This window comes from Streptomyces sp. NPDC055506 (genome assembly GCF_053643595.1).
The window spans coordinates 1-15,918 of the sequence record NZ_JBSHKH010000164.1; the positions used below are offsets into that span (position 1 = coordinate 1).

The 15,918-nt window shown below is 70.6% G+C and carries 20 protein-coding genes; 10 read left to right on the plus strand and 10 right to left on the minus strand.

The genetic code is table 11. The annotated features are described in order from the left end of the window. Positions 1–72 precede the first annotated feature (72 nt). From ACWIF2_RS36560 to ACWIF2_RS36570, 3 genes are read right to left on the minus strand one after another with little or no spacing between them, the layout of a single operon-like run. Complete coding sequence (locus ACWIF2_RS36560; protein WP_454365454.1) at positions 73–420, minus strand: cupin domain-containing protein; 348 nt, start codon at positions 418–420, stop codon at positions 73–75. Beyond that, the gene (locus tag ACWIF2_RS36565; RefSeq protein WP_454365455.1) at positions 417–1,214 is read right to left on the minus strand and encodes a carbon-nitrogen hydrolase family protein; all 798 of its coding nucleotides are present in this window, start codon (positions 1,212–1,214) and stop codon (positions 417–419) included. Before ACWIF2_RS36565 ends, ACWIF2_RS36560 begins: the two co-directional genes overlap by 4 nt. Positions 1,215–1,226: 12 nt before the next feature. After that, positions 1,227–2,594: an MFS transporter gene (locus tag ACWIF2_RS36570; protein WP_454365457.1), complete on the minus strand. Its 1,368-nt coding sequence runs from the start codon at positions 2,592–2,594 to the stop codon at positions 1,227–1,229. 171 nt (positions 2,595–2,765) lie between these two features. On the opposite strand from ACWIF2_RS36570, the gene ACWIF2_RS36575 reads away from it, so the two are divergent. Next, positions 2,766–3,452 carry a DUF2848 domain-containing protein gene (locus ACWIF2_RS36575; RefSeq protein WP_454365459.1) on the plus strand — a complete coding sequence of 229 codons (687 nt, stop codon included), beginning with the start codon at positions 2,766–2,768 and terminating at the stop codon, positions 3,450–3,452. A 128-nt stretch (positions 3,453–3,580) separates the two neighbouring features. Continuing rightward, positions 3,581–3,877, plus strand: coding sequence for a GYD domain-containing protein (locus tag ACWIF2_RS36580; protein ID WP_454365460.1), 297 nt, complete (start codon positions 3,581–3,583; stop codon positions 3,875–3,877). Between the two features lie 99 nt (positions 3,878–3,976). Here the strand turns inward: ACWIF2_RS36580 and ACWIF2_RS36585 are convergent, their stop codons facing one another. From ACWIF2_RS36585 to ACWIF2_RS36595, 3 genes are all read right to left on the minus strand, one after another. Further along, positions 3,977–4,330 carry a hypothetical protein gene (locus ACWIF2_RS36585; RefSeq protein ID WP_454365461.1) on the minus strand — a complete coding sequence of 118 codons (354 nt, stop codon included), beginning with the start codon at positions 4,328–4,330 and terminating at the stop codon, positions 3,977–3,979. Between the two features lie 195 nt (positions 4,331–4,525). Beyond that, positions 4,526–5,299 carry a polysaccharide deacetylase family protein gene (locus ACWIF2_RS36590; RefSeq protein ID WP_454365463.1) on the minus strand — a complete coding sequence of 258 codons (774 nt, stop codon included), beginning with the start codon at positions 5,297–5,299 and terminating at the stop codon, positions 4,526–4,528. A 193-nt stretch (positions 5,300–5,492) separates the two neighbouring features. Continuing rightward, entirely contained in the window at positions 5,493–6,323 is an 831-nt protein-coding gene (locus ACWIF2_RS36595) for an oxidoreductase (RefSeq protein ID WP_454365464.1), read from the minus strand. Between the two features lie 93 nt (positions 6,324–6,416). Between ACWIF2_RS36595 and ACWIF2_RS36600 the strand changes: the two genes are divergently transcribed. Beyond that, positions 6,417–6,992, plus strand: a complete 576-nt coding sequence (locus ACWIF2_RS36600) for a TetR/AcrR family transcriptional regulator (RefSeq protein ID WP_454365465.1) — start codon at positions 6,417–6,419, stop codon at positions 6,990–6,992. Positions 6,993–7,564: 572 nt separating this feature from the next. Here ACWIF2_RS36600 and ACWIF2_RS36605 read toward each other — a convergent pair. After that, complete coding sequence (locus ACWIF2_RS36605) at positions 7,565–7,918, minus strand: helix-turn-helix domain-containing protein (RefSeq protein ID WP_454365466.1); 354 nt, start codon at positions 7,916–7,918, stop codon at positions 7,565–7,567. A gap of 82 nt (positions 7,919–8,000) precedes the next feature. On the opposite strand from ACWIF2_RS36605, the gene ACWIF2_RS36610 reads away from it, so the two are divergent. Beyond that, positions 8,001–8,354, plus strand: a complete 354-nt coding sequence (locus ACWIF2_RS36610) for a helix-turn-helix domain-containing protein (protein WP_454365466.1) — start codon at positions 8,001–8,003, stop codon at positions 8,352–8,354. A gap of 572 nt (positions 8,355–8,926) precedes the next feature. On the opposite strand, the gene ACWIF2_RS36615 is transcribed toward ACWIF2_RS36610, so the two are convergent. Then, the gene (locus ACWIF2_RS36615) at positions 8,927–9,502 is read right to left on the minus strand and encodes a TetR/AcrR family transcriptional regulator (protein WP_454365465.1); all 576 of its coding nucleotides are present in this window, start codon (positions 9,500–9,502) and stop codon (positions 8,927–8,929) included. Between the two features lie 93 nt (positions 9,503–9,595). Here ACWIF2_RS36615 and ACWIF2_RS36620 point away from each other — a divergent pair, with 93 nt between their 5' ends. The 3 genes from ACWIF2_RS36620 to ACWIF2_RS36630 all read left to right on the plus strand — a co-directional run bounded on the left by ACWIF2_RS36620 (position 9,596) and on the right by ACWIF2_RS36630 (position 11,942). Next, positions 9,596–10,426, plus strand: coding sequence for an oxidoreductase (locus ACWIF2_RS36620; RefSeq protein WP_454365464.1), 831 nt, complete (start codon positions 9,596–9,598; stop codon positions 10,424–10,426). A gap of 193 nt (positions 10,427–10,619) precedes the next feature. After that, complete coding sequence (locus tag ACWIF2_RS36625; protein WP_454365463.1) at positions 10,620–11,393, plus strand: polysaccharide deacetylase family protein; 774 nt, start codon at positions 10,620–10,622, stop codon at positions 11,391–11,393. A gap of 195 nt (positions 11,394–11,588) precedes the next feature. Continuing rightward, on the plus strand, positions 11,589–11,942 hold the full coding sequence (locus ACWIF2_RS36630; RefSeq protein WP_454365461.1) for a hypothetical protein: 354 nt from the start codon (positions 11,589–11,591) through the stop codon (positions 11,940–11,942). 99 nt (positions 11,943–12,041) lie between these two features. On the opposite strand, the gene ACWIF2_RS36635 is transcribed toward ACWIF2_RS36630, so the two are convergent. Both ACWIF2_RS36635 and ACWIF2_RS36640 read right to left on the minus strand, forming a co-directional pair. Beyond that, entirely contained in the window at positions 12,042–12,338 is a 297-nt protein-coding gene (locus ACWIF2_RS36635; protein ID WP_454365460.1) for a GYD domain-containing protein, read from the minus strand. Positions 12,339–12,466: 128 nt separating this feature from the next. Next, complete coding sequence (locus tag ACWIF2_RS36640) at positions 12,467–13,153, minus strand: DUF2848 domain-containing protein (RefSeq protein ID WP_454365459.1); 687 nt, start codon at positions 13,151–13,153, stop codon at positions 12,467–12,469. Positions 13,154–13,324: 171 nt separating this feature from the next. Here ACWIF2_RS36640 and ACWIF2_RS36645 point away from each other — a divergent pair, with 171 nt between their 5' ends. The 3 genes from ACWIF2_RS36645 to ACWIF2_RS36655 are packed head-to-tail and all read left to right on the plus strand — an operon-like array spanning position 13,325 to position 15,846. Further along, on the plus strand, positions 13,325–14,692 hold the full coding sequence (locus ACWIF2_RS36645) for an MFS transporter (protein WP_454365457.1): 1,368 nt from the start codon (positions 13,325–13,327) through the stop codon (positions 14,690–14,692). 12 nt (positions 14,693–14,704) lie between these two features. Continuing rightward, positions 14,705–15,502, plus strand: a complete 798-nt coding sequence (locus ACWIF2_RS36650) for a carbon-nitrogen hydrolase family protein (RefSeq protein ID WP_454365455.1) — start codon at positions 14,705–14,707, stop codon at positions 15,500–15,502. Next, positions 15,499–15,846 carry a cupin domain-containing protein gene (locus ACWIF2_RS36655; RefSeq protein ID WP_454365454.1) on the plus strand — a complete coding sequence of 116 codons (348 nt, stop codon included), beginning with the start codon at positions 15,499–15,501 and terminating at the stop codon, positions 15,844–15,846. The genes ACWIF2_RS36650 and ACWIF2_RS36655 overlap by 4 nt, the downstream gene beginning before the upstream one ends. Positions 15,847–15,918 lie beyond the last annotated feature (72 nt).

The following is a 15,918-nucleotide window of genomic DNA, read 5'->3' on the forward strand; positions in this document are numbered from 1 at the left end:
AGATGTGCGTGCCAAGCCCCGCGTCTGCGGCGTGATCCAAACGACAGGCCCTAGGAGTGGGCTGGGGGCGGGCTAGGGGGCGTCCGGGTAGGTGATCACCAGCATGGTGACGCCGTCCCGGGAGGTCCAGGGGCCGTGCGGCATTCCGGGCGGGCGGCAGGCGTACATGCCCGCCGTGAAGGTCCGGTCGAGCGTCACGTCGTGCATCGCTCCCTCGACGAGATAGACCTCCTCCCAGAAGTCGTGGCGGGTCACACCGTCCGCCGAGGAGTCGGTGCCCGGCGCCCAGCGGACGAGCGCCGTACGGGATCCACGCCCGGGGTCGTCGGCCAGGACGCGCTCCTCGACACCCGGGGCGGCGCCGGCCGGGGCCCGCCACGGTCCGTCGGGGAGGTGGAACTCCAGCTCGGGCTTGCTCATCGCCACACCTCCGGGCGCCTGTTGGCCAGTACGGAGATCCGCTGCCGGACCGCCTCGACCTCGTCGATGTCCAGGTCCGCCACCAGCAGCTCGGGCTCGGCGCCCAGCGCGTGCCGTACGGTCCCGTCGGGTCCGACGACAAGGCTGTGGCCGATCCCCGTCGGGGCGGAACCCGGACCCGTGCCGGTGCCGGGGTCGGCCTGGTCCACGGCGGCGAGCCACACCGTCGCGTCCAGCGCCCGGGCCCGCGCCAGCAGCTCCCACTGCTCGCGCTTGCCCGGCCCCGCACCCCAGGACGCGGCCAGCAGGGTGGCGGCGGCACCGGCGTCGGCGTGCGCCCGGAACAGCTCAGGGAAGCGGATGTCGTAGCAGGTGGCCAGGCCCAGCCGTACGCCGTCCACGTCGATGACCGTCGGGGCCGAACCCGCGGCGACGGTGTCGGACTCACGGAAGCCGAAGGCGTCGTAGAGATGGATCTTGTCGTATGACGCCTCGACCCCGGGCCCGGTGGCGAGCAGGGTGTTGGCCACCCGGCCTCCTTCGGCCGGGGTGAACATGCCGGCCACGACGACCGTGCCGGTGTCGCGGGCGATCCGCCGCACGCCGTCGGCCCACGGTCCGTCCAGGGGCTCGGCGAGCGGTGCCAGGGGGGTGCCGAAGCAGGCCATCGACGCCTCGGGGAAGACGACGACACGGGCTCCGGCGTCCGCCGCCCGCCGGGTCCATTCCTCGATGAGCAGGAGGTTCTTGCCGGGGTCGGGGCCGGTGGTGAGCTGGCTCAGGGCGATCTGCACGGTGCGTCCTCCTCAGAGGCGGGTGGGGACGGTGTCCGACTTCGGCGCGGCGAGCGCGGCGTCCTCGTCGACGGCGGCCTCGGGGTCGCGCCCCAGCCAGACACCGACGAGGGAGACGCCCGAGGCGAGGGCGATGTACACGGCCAGCGGCGCCCAGGTGCCGTAGGCGCTCAGCAGGCTGGTGAACAGCAACGGGGCCACCGCGCCGCCGATGATCCCGGCCAGGGTGTAGGCCAGGGACGATCCGGTCGAGCGCAGCCGGGGCTCGAACTGCTCGGTGATGAAGGCGGCCTGCGGGCCGTACAGGCAACAGTGGATCACCAGGCCCACCACGACACCCGTGGCGAGCGGCAGCCAGGTGCCGCCGCCGATCATCGGGAAGAACACGAACGGCCACACCCCGGCGGCCACCGCGGCACCGCCGTACAGCAGACGGCGGTTCATCCGGTCGGACAGGGCGCCGGCCAGCGGCATCAGGAAGACCTGGATCGAGGAGCCGATGAGCACGGCCGCGAGGGCGGAGCCGCGTGACATGCCCAGTTCCTCGGTGGCGTACGTGAGGACGAAGACGGTGAACATGGCGTACAGCACGTCGGGGCCCACGCGGCACAGGATGGAGGCCAGCAGGGCGCGGGGCTGGGTGGTGAAGACCTCGCGGATGGGCGCCTCGGGGCGGGAGTGCTCGGCCTCCATCGCCTTGAACACCGGGGTCTCCTCGAGCTTCGCCCGGATCCACAGCCCGAAGCCGACGAGCACGCCGGAGAACAGGAACGCCACACGCCAGCCCCACGACTCGAACTGCGCCTCGGTGAGCAGCGCGCCGAGGGCGGCCAGGACGCCGTTGGCCAGCAGGTTTCCGGCGGGCGGCCCGACCTGGGCGGCGGAGGCGTAGAAGCCGCGCCGGCGTGGGTCCCCGAACTCGCTGGACAGCAGTACGGCACCGCCCCACTCACCGCCGACGCCGACGCCCTGCGCGAAGCGCAGCACGACCAGGGCGATCGGGGCGGCCACGCCGGCCGTCGCGTAGGTGGGCAGGACGCCGATCAGGAACGTCGCCGCGCCGATCAGGACCAGCGTGGCGATCAGCACCTTCTTGCGGCCGATCACATCACCGAGGCGGCCGAAGACGAAGCCGCCCAGCGGGCGTGACACATAGCCGACCGCATAGGTGGAGAACGCCAGGAGCGTGCCGGTGAGCGGGTCCTCCGAGGGGAAGAACAGGTCGCCGAAGACCAGGGCCGCCGCTGCGGAGTAGACGGCGAAGTCGTACCACTCCAGCGCGGTGCCGGTGAGGCTCGCGACGAAGGCCCGGCGGACGCCGGAGTGCCGATCTGACGCCTTGGCGTCGTCCTTCGTGTCGTCCTTCGGGGTGTCGGACATGGTTCCCATCCTTGCTCGGGGACTGCTCGGGGACTGCTCGGGGAGGCCGGGGGACATCGACCTTCCGGCATACTTCTTGTATACAGGTCGTATGCGCAAGCCCTGCGCGAGAAGTTAACCGCGGAGAAATCCCGACCCGCGAACCGCTACCCGATCTCTGGGAGTGCCCTCATGGCCGTGCTGACCTTCGAACTGCCCGACGGATCGACGCGCGAGGTCGACGTCGTCCAGGTCCTCAACGCCGGATACGCCGGCCGCAGCCAGGAGGACGTCGCCGCGCACGTCGCGGAACTCGCCGAGCTGGGCGTGCCCGGCCCGGCCGTGACGCCCGCCCTCTACCCCGTCTCCCCCTACCTCGCCCAGCAGACCGACCGGGTCCACGCGCAGCACGCGCGCACCTCCGGCGAGGCGGAGTGGGCGCTCGTCGTGGCGGACGGCGGGGAGCTGCTGCTGACCGCCGCCTGCGACCACACCGACCGCGACCTGGAGGTGCACGGCGTCGCCTGGAGCAAGAACGCCGGCCCCGACGTCCTCGCCCGCCGCGCCTGGCGCCTGGCCGACGTGGAGTCCCGCCTCGACGACCTCACCCTGCGCGCCTGGGTCACCCACGGCGACCAGCCGACGGAGATCCAGCACGGCACCCTCGCCGAGCTCCTCACCCCGGCCTACTGGGTAGACGTCCTGCGCTCACGCGACGCGCTCACGCCCGGCACCGTCCTGATCTCCGGCACCATCCCCATGACTCCCGGCGTCGACCAGTTCGCCGACGGCTGGAGCGTGGAACTGTCCGACCCCGTCACCGGAGACACCATCCGCCTCGACTACGACGTCCGGCCGATGCCGGCACCCATCGGCTGACGCCGGCCTCGCAGAACGAGGAGAACCGCGCTCGCATGACCCATTTCGGGCGAGCATATTGTGCGAGTTTCTAGGCTTCTGTCCAGAATTGGTTTTGCGACGCGTTCTCTCACGAAGGTGAAAAGATCATGCCGACGTATGTCACGTTGCTGAACTGGACCGATCAAGGGATCCGGAACTACAAGGACACGGCGAAGCGTGCCGAGGCCTTCGCGTCGGGGGTGCAGAAGCTCGGGGCGAAGCTGCTGACCATCTACTGGACCGTCGGTCCGTACGACCTCATGGCCGTCGTCGAGGCGCCCGACGATGAAACCGCCACCGCGGCTCTTCTGCAGCTCGGCGGGGTGGGCAACGTCCGCACCACGACCCTGCGGGCCTTCGGCCAGGAGGAGATGTCCCGCATCATCGCCAAGGCCGCCGGCTGAGACAGGTCGGGCCGGCGACGCGGGGACGTCCGCGCCCGAGGCCGCCAACTTCCGTGCCCAGCTGCCCGGGTCGGGGTCGGCGGCCGCGCGGGTATGCGGTCAGGCTCGGTTGAGACGTGCGGCGATTCCGTGACCGATCAGCAAATACATGACGGCCGGAAGGCCGTAGTTAAGGACGACGCGTAGGCCTTCTGTGTCCATGGTGAAAATGTCCTGCGACCACCAGGCCAGCAAATCCGCCGTTCCCCGCACGAACTCGACGAATACATTCGCCTGGTTCGCGTCGAGCAGGAACAGCAGGATCCAGAGACCGAGCAGACCCGCGGCGATGTCGGCGATCGTGCAGATCGTCAGGGCCGCGCGCCGGGCGCCGGCCTGCTGGCGTACGGGGCGCTCCGGGCCGGTGGGCTGGTTGTACGTCTGATATCCGGGAGCCGGGTCGATGTTACTCACAAGGAATCCGATCTGACGCGTTGTCCTGTCGGCACGCCCGCCCCGGACACCGAAATGCAATCCGGTTCGTCGCCCCGCTTCTCCTTATCCCTGCGTCCTGTGAGCCCTGCCGTGTTACACCCTCATCCACGATGACCCGGATATGACTTCCTGCTCCGCGGCGAGTGATCCATAAGAAATACGGGGTCGTGCTCCTCAACGCACCGGGAAGCCGCAGGAGTAGCCCCGCTCCTTGAGCCAGGGCAGGATCCGGCGCAGGGCCTCGACGGTCTGGGACCGTTCGCCGCCCGCGTCGTGGAAGAGGATCGTCGGCCCGTTCGGCAGCTCCCGCTCGACGGTGGCGACCATGGCGTCCGTGCCGGGCCGCTCGAAGTCCTTGGAGTCGACGTTCCAGCCCAGCGGGCGCATGCCCCGGGAGGCGGCCAGCTTGCGGCTGTAGGGGGTGAAGGCCCCGCCGGGCGCCCGGTAGTACATCGGCCGTACGCCCCCGGACGCCTTGGTGATCATGCGTTCGGCGTCGAGGATCTGCCGCGACTGGTAGGCCTCGGACTTCTTGTCCATGGTGGTGTCGTGCGACACCGAGTGGTCGCACAGCCGGTGCCCGGCCGCGACCACCTTCTTCACGAGGTCCGGGTGGGCCTGTGCCTGCGTCCCCACCATGCAGAACGTGGCCTTCACCCCGTACTCCCGCAGCACGTCGAGCACTTCAGGGGTCCACACGGGGTCGGGGCCGTCGTCGATGGTGATGTTGACGCCGCGCGGCCCCTTGTCCGAGGCGTGTGCGATGGACACCTCGACCGGCTTGACGTCACCGCCGGGCTCGGCCGACGCGCTCGCCTTCGGCGACGAGCCGTCCGTGGCACCGGCCTGCGCGGTCCACACCGACGCACCGGTGGCGAGCATCGTCACCCCGAGCGCCGCCCCGACCACCTTGCCGTACCAGCCCCGCCCGCCGCCGTGCCGTGCCATGTCCGCCCCGCTCTCCCGCAGTTCCTCGCCGATGCCCGGTCACCGTGCGACCAACTGGCATGACGAGAAGCGGCGGGCCCGGGATCCGTCCGTTACCGATCACGGACAATCTCGGGGGAGTCCGCGGACAACTCGGCGGCTGGGCTTCTGTGTGAAGCGGATGGGTCAGACCTGGCACTCGCGTTCCGAATCGTCACCGGGGCACGCCGACTGCGCGGGAGATGACGGTGTCGAAGGCGCGGTCGGGCAGGAGTCGGCGCAGGGTGATGAGGGGGCGGGCGCCGAATCCGGTGGCGTAGCGGGTCCTGGGGCGGCGGGCGGTGACGGCCTTGGCGATGGCGTCGGCGATGACGGTGGGCGGGGAGTTGCGGTTGGCGTTGGCCTCGGAGCGCAGGGACGTGGCGACGGCGGTGGCCTGGGCGGCGTAGGGGCCGCTGCCGGAGGACTTCTCCAGCTTGTCGGCGGCGATGCCGCCCCATTCGGTGGCGATGCCGCCGGGTTCGATGACGACGACGTCGACGCCGAAGGGCTTGGCTTCGAGGCGCAGGCAGTCGCTGAGGGCTTCGAGGGCGAACTTGGTGCCGTGGTACCAGCCGCCGAGCGGTGTGTGGATCTTGCCGCCCATCGAGGTGATGTTGACGACCGTGCCGGAGCGCTGGGCCCGCATGTGGGGCAGGACGAGCTGGGTCAGACGCAGGGCGCCGAAGACGTTGACCTCGAACTGGTAGCGGGCCTCGTCCATGGGGACGTCCTCGATGGCGCCGTAGGAGCCGTAGCCGGCGTTGTTGACCAGGACGTCGACGCGGCCGGTCTCGGCGGCGATGCGGTCGATGCCGGCGCGCATGGAGGCGTCGTCGGTGACGTCCATGGCCAACGGGCGGATGCCGCGGTCGACGAGCCGCTGCAGGCGGTCGGTGCGGCGGGCGGCCCCGTAGACGGTGTATCCGAGTTCCTGGAGCTTGAGGGCGGTGGCTTCGCCGATGCCGGAGGAGGCACCGGTGACGAGGGCGGTCTTGGTGGGCATGGCGGGGTCCTCACAACTAAGATGAACTTCGGTTCACCATCTATCCTGAACCGTGGTTCACCTTTACGCAAGGGGAAGGGCAGGGACATCGCAATGACCCAGGCCAGGGCGCCGCGCGCCGACGCGGTCCGCAATCGGAAGAAGATCCTCGGCGCCGCCGGTGAGCAGATCACCGCGCACGGGCCCGAGGTCGGGATGGACGAGATCGCCGCCGCGGCGGGCGTGGCCGTGGGCACCCTGTACCGACACTTCCCCACCAAGACCGACCTGGTCGCGGCCGTCGTCGCCGAGTTCGTCGCCCGGGTCGCCGACGACGCGCAGGCCGCACTCGAGCGGGTCACCGCCGGTACCCGAGCCCTGGACGAGCTGACCGCGTTCCTCGGCCGCGTGGTCGAGGCGTCCGTGACCGACCGCGCCGTCAAGGCGGCTGCCCAGGCCCTGGGCGCGGAACCCGGCGACCGGTCCACCGAGGAGCGCGCGAGCGCAGCCGTCGCCGCCCTCATCCAGGCAGGTCAGGCCGACGGGGACATCCACCCGGACGTCACCGTCAACGACATCTACCTGCTGTTCTCCACCGCCCCCACCGACCAGCCCCCCGCCGCCCGCGCCCGCTGGCTCACCCTCGTCATCCCGGGCCTGACCACCCGAGCCCGGCCTGCCGGCATCTGAGTGCGGATGCCCGTCGGCACGACGAGGCCGGGGTGTGCGGGCTGGGGCCATCAACAGGAGATCAACTCCGGCCCTGCGCTGGGAGTCTGTGCGGTGAGGGGTACCGAGCGCCAAGGAGGCCGCCTGCCGCACCTCGTCCGGCCTGAGGTCACGCCGGGACAACAACGAGCGCAGGACGAAGTCGGCCTCGTTGCTCACGGCGTGGACTTCGAGCCAGGTCAGGGTCGGGTGACGAGAATCGAACTCGCGCTCTCAGCTTGGGAAGCGACGGCGCTTGCGTGACCGCATGGCTGCTGACCTGGGCTGTTTCGTTGCACAGCTGCAGGAGTGAGGGTCTGGTGGCACCGCTGTTGACCGCGGTCGTCCGCTCTGAAGGGCACGCTATGGGCACGAGGTTCGAGCAGAGGTGCGGCCACTCTGGCATGCGCGGCCCACGCTGTGCGCGCGGAGGGCACAGTGGTGGCGAAGCTCTCGCGGGGCGCTGACACGCGGCGCACGCCCTGCTGCCCCGGCCGGACGTATGACCGATCGGGCGTCCTGCGTGTTCGAGCCGACCGGCCCGAACCACGTGATCAGCTGGAACCGAGACCGGAACCGTCGGGCGCGTCGTGCCCGGCACTGCGGCGGTACTCGGCGTTGATGCGCTGCGCTTCCTCGAGCTGGTCCTCAAGGATGACGATGCGGCAAGCAGCCTCGATCGGGGTGCCCCTGTCGACGAGCTCGCGGGCGCGCGCCGCGATCCGCAGTTGGTAGCGGGAGTACCGGCGGTGTCCGCCCTCTGAGCGCAGTGGAGTGATCAGACGGGCCTCACCGATGGCTCGGAGGAAGGCCGGGGTGGTCCCGAGCATCTCGGCGGCCCGCCCCATCGTGTATGCGGGGTAGTCGTCGTCGTCCAGACGACCACTGAGTGGAGTATCTGCTGTCATGTCACCTCGTTGTGCAACGCGTCGAGGGGCCCTGGTGCCGTACGGCACCAGGGCCCCTCGACGCGTTGCACAACGAGGTGACATGACAGCAGATACTCCACTCAGTGGTCGTCTGGACGACGACGACTACCCCGCATACACGATGGGGCGGGCCGCCGAGATGCTCGGGACCACCCCGGCCTTCCTCCGAGCCATCGGTGAGGCCCGTCTGATCACTCCACTGCGCTCAGAGGGCGGACACCGCCGGTACTCCCGCTACCAACTGCGGATCGCGGCGCGCGCCCGCGAGCTCGTCGACAGGGGCACCCCGATCGAGGCTGCTTGCCGCATCGTCATCCTTGAGGACCAGCTCGAGGAAGCGCAGCGCATCAACGCCGAGTACCGCCGCAGTGCCGGGCACGACGCGCCCGACGGTTCCGGTCTCGGTTCCAGCTGATCACGTGGTTCGGGCCGGTCGGCTCGAACACGCAGGACGCCCGATCGGTCATACGTCCGGCCGGGGCAGCAGGGCGTGCGCCGCGTGTCAGCGCCCCGCGAGAGCTTCGCCACCACTGTGCCCTCCGCGCGCACAGCGTGGGCCGCGCATGCCAGAGTGGCCGCACCTCTGCTCGAACCTCGTGCCCATAGCGTGCCCTTCAGAGCGGACGACCGCGGTCAACAGCGGTGCCACCAGACCCTCACTCCTGCAGCTGTGCAACGAAACAGCCCAGGTCAGCAGCCATGCGGTCACGCAAGCGCCGTCGCTTCCCAAGCTGAGAGCGCGAGTTCGATTCTCGTCACCCGACCCTGACCTGGCTCGAAGTCCACGCCGTGAGCAACGAGGCCGACTTCGTCCTGCGCTCGTTGTTGTCCCGGCGTGACCTCAGGCCGGACGAGGTGCGGCAGGCGGCCTCCTTGGCGCTCGGTACCCCTCACCGCACAGACTCCCAGCGCAGGGCCGGAGTTGATCTCCTGTTGATGGCCCCAGCCCGCACACCCCGGCCTCGTCGTGCCGACGGGCATCCGCACTCAGATGCCGGCAGGCCGGGCTCGGGTGGTCAGGCCCGGGATGACGAGGGTGAGCCAGCGGGCGCGGGCGGCGGGGGGCTGGTCGGTGGGGGCGGTGGAGAACAGCAGGTAGATGTCGTTGACGGTGACGTCCGGGTGGATGTCCCCGTCGGCCTGACCTGCCTGGATGAGGGCGGCGACGGCTGCGCTCGCGCGCTCCTCGGTGGACCGGTCGCCGGGTTCCGCGCCCAGGGCCTGGGCAGCCGCCTTGACGGCGCGGTCGGTCACGGACGCCTCGACCACGCGGCCGAGGAACGCGGTCAGCTCGTCCAGGGCTCGGGTACCGGCGGTGACCCGCTCGAGTGCGGCCTGCGCGTCGTCGGCGACCCGGGCGACGAACTCGGCGACGACGGCCGCGACCAGGTCGGTCTTGGTGGGGAAGTGTCGGTACAGGGTGCCCACGGCCACGCCCGCCGCGGCGGCGATCTCGTCCATCCCGACCTCGGGCCCGTGCGCGGTGATCTGCTCACCGGCGGCGCCGAGGATCTTCTTCCGATTGCGGACCGCGTCGGCGCGCGGCGCCCTGGCCTGGGTCATTGCGATGTCCCTGCCCTTCCCCTTGCGTAAAGGTGAACCACGGTTCAGGATAGATGGTGAACCGAAGTTCATCTTAGTTGTGAGGACCCCGCCATGCCCACCAAGACCGCCCTCGTCACCGGTGCCTCCTCCGGCATCGGCGAAGCCACCGCCCTCAAGCTCCAGGAACTCGGATACACCGTCTACGGGGCCGCCCGCCGCACCGACCGCCTGCAGCGGCTCGTCGACCGCGGCATCCGCCCGTTGGCCATGGACGTCACCGACGACGCCTCCATGCGCGCCGGCATCGACCGCATCGCCGCCGAGACCGGCCGCGTCGACGTCCTGGTCAACAACGCCGGCTACGGCTCCTACGGCGCCATCGAGGACGTCCCCATGGACGAGGCCCGCTACCAGTTCGAGGTCAACGTCTTCGGCGCCCTGCGTCTGACCCAGCTCGTCCTGCCCCACATGCGGGCCCAGCGCTCCGGCACGGTCGTCAACATCACCTCGATGGGCGGCAAGATCCACACACCGCTCGGCGGCTGGTACCACGGCACCAAGTTCGCCCTCGAAGCCCTCAGCGACTGCCTGCGCCTCGAAGCCAAGCCCTTCGGCGTCGACGTCGTCGTCATCGAACCCGGCGGCATCGCCACCGAATGGGGCGGCATCGCCGCCGACAAGCTGGAGAAGTCCTCCGGCAGCGGCCCCTACGCCGCCCAGGCCACCGCCGTCGCCACGTCCCTGCGCTCCGAGGCCAACGCCAACCGCAACTCCCCGCCCACCGTCATCGCCGACGCCATCGCCAAGGCCGTCACCGCCCGCCGCCCCAGGACCCGCTACGCCACCGGATTCGGCGCCCGCCCCCTCATCACCCTGCGCCGACTCCTGCCCGACCGCGCCTTCGACACCGTCATCTCCCGCGCAGTCGGCGTGCCCCGGTGACGATTCGGAACGCGAGTGCCAGGTCTGACCCATCCGCTTCACACAGAAGCCCAGCCGCCGAGTTGTCCGCGGACTCCCCCGAGATTGTCCGTGATCGGTAACGGACGGATCCCGGGCCCGCCGCTTCTCGTCATGCCAGTTGGTCGCACGGTGACCGGGCATCGGCGAGGAACTGCGGGAGAGCGGGGCGGACATGGCACGGCACGGCGGCGGGCGGGGCTGGTACGGCAAGGTGGTCGGGGCGGCGCTCGGGGTGACGATGCTCGCCACCGGTGCGTCGGTGTGGACCGCGCAGGCCGGTGCCACGGACGGCTCGTCGCCGAAGGCGAGCGCGTCGGCCGAGCCCGGCGGTGACGTCAAGCCGGTCGAGGTGTCCATCGCACACGCCTCGGACAAGGGGCCGCGCGGCGTCAACATCACCATCGACGACGGCCCCGACCCCGTGTGGACCCCTGAAGTGCTCGACGTGCTGCGGGAGTACGGGGTGAAGGCCACGTTCTGCATGGTGGGGACGCAGGCACAGGCCCACCCGGACCTCGTGAAGAAGGTGGTCGCGGCCGGGCACCGGCTGTGCGACCACTCGGTGTCGCACGACACCACCATGGACAAGAAGTCCGAGGCCTACCAGTCGCGGCAGATCCTCGACGCCGAACGCATGATCACCAAGGCGTCCGGGGGCGTACGGCCGATGTACTACCGGGCGCCCGGCGGGGCCTTCACCCCCTACAGCCGCAAGCTGGCCGCCTCCCGGGGCATGCGCCCGCTGGGCTGGAACGTCGACTCCAAGGACTTCGAGCGGCCCGGCACGGACGCCATGGTCGCCACCGTCGAGCGGGAGCTGCCGAACGGGCCGACGATCCTCTTCCACGACGCGGGCGGCGAACGGTCCCAGACCGTCGAGGCCCTGCGCCGGATCCTGCCCTGGCTCAAGGAGCGGGGCTACTCCTGCGGCTTCCCGGTGCGTTGAGGAGCACGACCCCGTATTTCTTATGGATCACTCGCCGCGGAGCAGGAAGTCATATCCGGGTCATCGTGGATGAGGGTGTAACACGGCAGGGCTCACAGGACGCAGGGATAAGGAGAAGCGGGGCGACGAACCGGATTGCATTTCGGTGTCCGGGGCGGGCGTGCCGACAGGACAACGCGTCAGATCGGATTCCTTGTGAGTAACATCGACCCGGCTCCCGGATATCAGACGTACAACCAGCCCACCGGCCCGGAGCGCCCCGTACGCCAGCAGGCCGGCGCCCGGCGCGCGGCCCTGACGATCTGCACGATCGCCGACATCGCCGCGGGTCTGCTCGGTCTCTGGATCCTGCTGTTCCTGCTCGACGCGAACCAGGCGAATGTATTCGTCGAGTTCGTGCGGGGAACGGCGGATTTGCTGGCCTGGTGGTCGCAGGACATTTTCACCATGGACACAGAAGGCCTACGCGTCGTCCTTAACTACGGCCTTCCGGCCGTCATGTATTTGCTGATCGGTCACGGAATCGCCGCACGTCTCAACCGAGCCTGACCGCATACCCGCGCGGCCGCCGACCCCGACCCGGGCAGCTGGGCACGGAAGTTGGCGGCCTCGGGCGCGGACGTCCCCGCGTCGCCGGCCCGACCTGTCTCAGCCGGCGGCCTTGGCGATGATGCGGGACATCTCCTCCTGGCCGAAGGCCCGCAGGGTCGTGGTGCGGACGTTGCCCACCCCGCCGAGCTGCAGAAGAGCCGCGGTGGCGGTTTCATCGTCGGGCGCCTCGACGACGGCCATGAGGTCGTACGGACCGACGGTCCAGTAGATGGTCAGCAGCTTCGCCCCGAGCTTCTGCACCCCCGACGCGAAGGCCTCGGCACGCTTCGCCGTGTCCTTGTAGTTCCGGATCCCTTGATCGGTCCAGTTCAGCAACGTGACATACGTCGGCATGATCTTTTCACCTTCGTGAGAGAACGCGTCGCAAAACCAATTCTGGACAGAAGCCTAGAAACTCGCACAATATGCTCGCCCGAAATGGGTCATGCGAGCGCGGTTCTCCTCGTTCTGCGAGGCCGGCGTCAGCCGATGGGTGCCGGCATCGGCCGGACGTCGTAGTCGAGGCGGATGGTGTCTCCGGTGACGGGGTCGGACAGTTCCACGCTCCAGCCGTCGGCGAACTGGTCGACGCCGGGAGTCATGGGGATGGTGCCGGAGATCAGGACGGTGCCGGGCGTGAGCGCGTCGCGTGAGCGCAGGACGTCTACCCAGTAGGCCGGGGTGAGGAGCTCGGCGAGGGTGCCGTGCTGGATCTCCGTCGGCTGGTCGCCGTGGGTGACCCAGGCGCGCAGGGTGAGGTCGTCGAGGCGGGACTCCACGTCGGCCAGGCGCCAGGCGCGGCGGGCGAGGACGTCGGGGCCGGCGTTCTTGCTCCAGGCGACGCCGTGCACCTCCAGGTCGCGGTCGGTGTGGTCGCAGGCGGCGGTCAGCAGCAGCTCCCCGCCGTCCGCCACGACGAGCGCCCACTCCGCCTCGCCGGAGGTGCGCGCGTGCTGCGCGTGGACCCGGTCGGTCTGCTGGGCGAGGTAGGGGGAGACGGGGTAGAGGGCGGGCGTCACGGCCGGGCCGGGCACGCCCAGCTCGGCGAGTTCCGCGACGTGCGCGGCGACGTCCTCCTGGCTGCGGCCGGCGTATCCGGCGTTGAGGACCTGGACGACGTCGACCTCGCGCGTCGATCCGTCGGGCAGTTCGAAGGTCAGCACGGCCATGAGGGCACTCCCAGAGATCGGGTAGCGGTTCGCGGGTCGGGATTTCTCCGCGGTTAACTTCTCGCGCAGGGCTTGCGCATACGACCTGTATACAAGAAGTATGCCGGAAGGTCGATGTCCCCCGGCCTCCCCGAGCAGTCCCCGAGCAGTCCCCGAGCAAGGATGGGAACCATGTCCGACACCCCGAAGGACGACACGAAGGACGACGCCAAGGCGTCAGATCGGCACTCCGGCGTCCGCCGGGCCTTCGTCGCGAGCCTCACCGGCACCGCGCTGGAGTGGTACGACTTCGCCGTCTACTCCGCAGCGGCGGCCCTGGTCTTCGGCGACCTGTTCTTCCCCTCGGAGGACCCGCTCACCGGCACGCTCCTGGCGTTCTCCACCTATGCGGTCGGCTATGTGTCACGCCCGCTGGGCGGCTTCGTCTTCGGCCGCCTCGGTGATGTGATCGGCCGCAAGAAGGTGCTGATCGCCACGCTGGTCCTGATCGGCGCGGCGACGTTCCTGATCGGCGTCCTGCCCACCTACGCGACGGCCGGCGTGGCCGCCCCGATCGCCCTGGTCGTGCTGCGCTTCGCGCAGGGCGTCGGCGTCGGCGGTGAGTGGGGCGGTGCCGTACTGCTGTCCAGCGAGTTCGGGGACCCACGCCGGCGCGGCTTCTACGCCTCCGCCGCCCAGGTCGGGCCGCCCGCCGGAAACCTGCTGGCCAACGGCGTCCTGGCCGCCCTCGGCGCGCTGCTCACCGAGGCGCAGTTCGAGTCGTGGGGCTGGCGTGTGGCGTTCCTGTTCTCCGGCGTGCTCGTCGGCTTCGGGCTGTGGATCCGGGCGAAGCTCGAGGAGACCCCGGTGTTCAAGGCGATGGAGGCCGAGCACTCCCGCCCCGAGGCGCCCATCCGCGAGGTCTTCACCACCCAGCCCCGCGCCCTGCTGGCCTCCATCCTGTGCCGCGTGGGCCCCGACGTGCTGTACGCCATGTTCACCGTCTTCGTCCTCACGTACGCCACCGAGGAACTGGGCATGTCACGCGGCTCCGCCCTCGCGGCCGTGCTCATCGGCTCCTCGATCCAGGTCTTCCTGATGCCGCTGGCCGGCGCCCTGTCCGACCGGATGAACCGCCGTCTGCTGTACGGCGGTGCCGCGGTGGCCGCCGGGGTGTGGCCGTTCGTGTTCTTCCCGATGATCGGCGGCGGCACCTGGCTGCCGCTCGCCACGGGTGTCGTGGTGGGCCTGGTGATCCACTGTTGCCTGTACGGCCCGCAGGCCGCCTTCATCACCGAGCAGTTCGAGCCCCGGCTGCGCTCGACCGGATCGTCCCTGGCCTACACCCTGGCCGGGATCATCGGCGGCGCGGTGGCCCCGTTGCTGTTCACCAGCCTGCTGAGCGCCTACGGCACCTGGGCGCCGCTGGCCGTGTACATCGCCCTCGCCTCGGGCGTCTCCCTCGTCGGTGTCTGGCTGGGGCGCGACCCCGAGGCCGCCGTCGACGAGGACGCCGCGCTCGCCGCGCCGAAGTCGGACACCGTCCCCACCCGCCTCTGAGGAGGACGCACCGTGCAGATCGCCCTGAGCCAGCTCACCACCGGCCCCGACCCCGGCAAGAACCTCCTGCTCATCGAGGAATGGACCCGGCGGGCGGCGGACGCCGGAGCCCGTGTCGTCGTCTTCCCCGAGGCGTCGATGGCCTGCTTCGGCACCCCCCTGGCACCGCTCGCCGAGCCCCTGGACGGACCGTGGGCCGACGGCGTGCGGCGGATCGCCCGCGACACCGGCACGGTCGTCGTGGCCGGCATGTTCACCCCGGCCGAAGGAGGCCGGGTGGCCAACACCCTGCTCGCCACCGGGCCCGGGGTCGAGGCGTCATACGACAAGATCCATCTCTACGACGCCTTCGGCTTCCGTGAGTCCGACACCGTCGCCGCGGGTTCGGCCCCGACGGTCATCGACGTGGACGGCGTACGGCTGGGCCTGGCCACCTGCTACGACATCCGCTTCCCTGAGCTGTTCCGGGCGCACGCCGACGCCGGTGCCGCCGCCACCCTGCTGGCCGCGTCCTGGGGTGCGGGGCCGGGCAAGCGCGAGCAGTGGGAGCTGCTGGCGCGGGCCCGGGCGCTGGACGCGACGGTGTGGCTCGCCGCCGTGGACCAGGCCGACCCCGGCACCGGCACGGGTCCGGGTTCCGCCCCGACGGGGATCGGCCACAGCCTTGTCGTCGGACCCGACGGGACCGTACGGCACGCGCTGGGCGCCGAGCCCGAGCTGCTGGTGGCGGACCTGGACATCGACGAGGTCGAGGCGGTCCGGCAGCGGATCTCCGTACTGGCCAACAGGCGCCCGGAGGTGTGGCGATGAGCAAGCCCGAGCTGGAGTTCCACCTCCCCGACGGACCGTGGCGGGCCCCGGCCGGCGCCGCCCCGGGTGTCGAGGAGCGCGTCCTGGCCGACGACCCCGGGCGTGGATCCCGTACGGCGCTCGTCCGCTGGGCGCCGGGCACCGACTCCTCGGCGGACGGTGTGACCCGCCACGACTTCTGGGAGGAGGTCTATCTCGTCGAGGGAGCGATGCACGACGTGACGCTCGACCGGACCTTCACGGCGGGCATGTACGCCTGCCGCCCGCCCGGAATGCCGCACGGCCCCTGGACCTCCCGGGACGGCGTCACCATGCTGGTGATCACCTACCCGGACGCCCCCTAGCCCGCCCCCAGCCCACTCCTAGGGCCTGTCGTTTGGATCACGCCGCAGACGCGGGGCTTGGCACGCACATCT

What these genes read in the sequence shown, in the direction of transcription:
- ACWIF2_RS36560 (WP_454365454.1), bottom strand. Translation starts at nt 420, where the DNA reads ATGAGCAAGCCCGAGCTGGAGTTCCACCTCCCCGACGGACCGTGGCGG.
- ACWIF2_RS36570 (WP_454365457.1), bottom strand. Translation starts at nt 2,594, where the DNA reads ATGTCCGACACCCCGAAGGACGACACGAAGGACGACGCCAAGGCGTCA.
- ACWIF2_RS36575 (WP_454365459.1), top strand. Translation starts at nt 2,766, where the DNA reads ATGGCCGTGCTGACCTTCGAACTGCCCGACGGATCGACGCGCGAGGTC.
- ACWIF2_RS36580 (WP_454365460.1), top strand. Translation starts at nt 3,581, where the DNA reads ATGCCGACGTATGTCACGTTGCTGAACTGGACCGATCAAGGGATCCGG.
- ACWIF2_RS36590 (WP_454365463.1), bottom strand. Translation starts at nt 5,299, where the DNA reads ATGGCACGGCACGGCGGCGGGCGGGGCTGGTACGGCAAGGTGGTCGGG.
- ACWIF2_RS36595 (WP_454365464.1), bottom strand. Translation starts at nt 6,323, where the DNA reads ATGCCCACCAAGACCGCCCTCGTCACCGGTGCCTCCTCCGGCATCGGC.
- ACWIF2_RS36600 (WP_454365465.1), top strand. Translation starts at nt 6,417, where the DNA reads ATGACCCAGGCCAGGGCGCCGCGCGCCGACGCGGTCCGCAATCGGAAG.
- ACWIF2_RS36605 (WP_454365466.1), bottom strand. Translation starts at nt 7,918, where the DNA reads ATGACAGCAGATACTCCACTCAGTGGTCGTCTGGACGACGACGACTAC.
- ACWIF2_RS36610 (WP_454365466.1), top strand. Translation starts at nt 8,001, where the DNA reads ATGACAGCAGATACTCCACTCAGTGGTCGTCTGGACGACGACGACTAC.
- ACWIF2_RS36615 (WP_454365465.1), bottom strand. Translation starts at nt 9,502, where the DNA reads ATGACCCAGGCCAGGGCGCCGCGCGCCGACGCGGTCCGCAATCGGAAG.
- ACWIF2_RS36620 (WP_454365464.1), top strand. Translation starts at nt 9,596, where the DNA reads ATGCCCACCAAGACCGCCCTCGTCACCGGTGCCTCCTCCGGCATCGGC.
- ACWIF2_RS36625 (WP_454365463.1), top strand. Translation starts at nt 10,620, where the DNA reads ATGGCACGGCACGGCGGCGGGCGGGGCTGGTACGGCAAGGTGGTCGGG.
- ACWIF2_RS36635 (WP_454365460.1), bottom strand. Translation starts at nt 12,338, where the DNA reads ATGCCGACGTATGTCACGTTGCTGAACTGGACCGATCAAGGGATCCGG.
- ACWIF2_RS36640 (WP_454365459.1), bottom strand. Translation starts at nt 13,153, where the DNA reads ATGGCCGTGCTGACCTTCGAACTGCCCGACGGATCGACGCGCGAGGTC.
- ACWIF2_RS36645 (WP_454365457.1), top strand. Translation starts at nt 13,325, where the DNA reads ATGTCCGACACCCCGAAGGACGACACGAAGGACGACGCCAAGGCGTCA.
- ACWIF2_RS36655 (WP_454365454.1), top strand. Translation starts at nt 15,499, where the DNA reads ATGAGCAAGCCCGAGCTGGAGTTCCACCTCCCCGACGGACCGTGGCGG.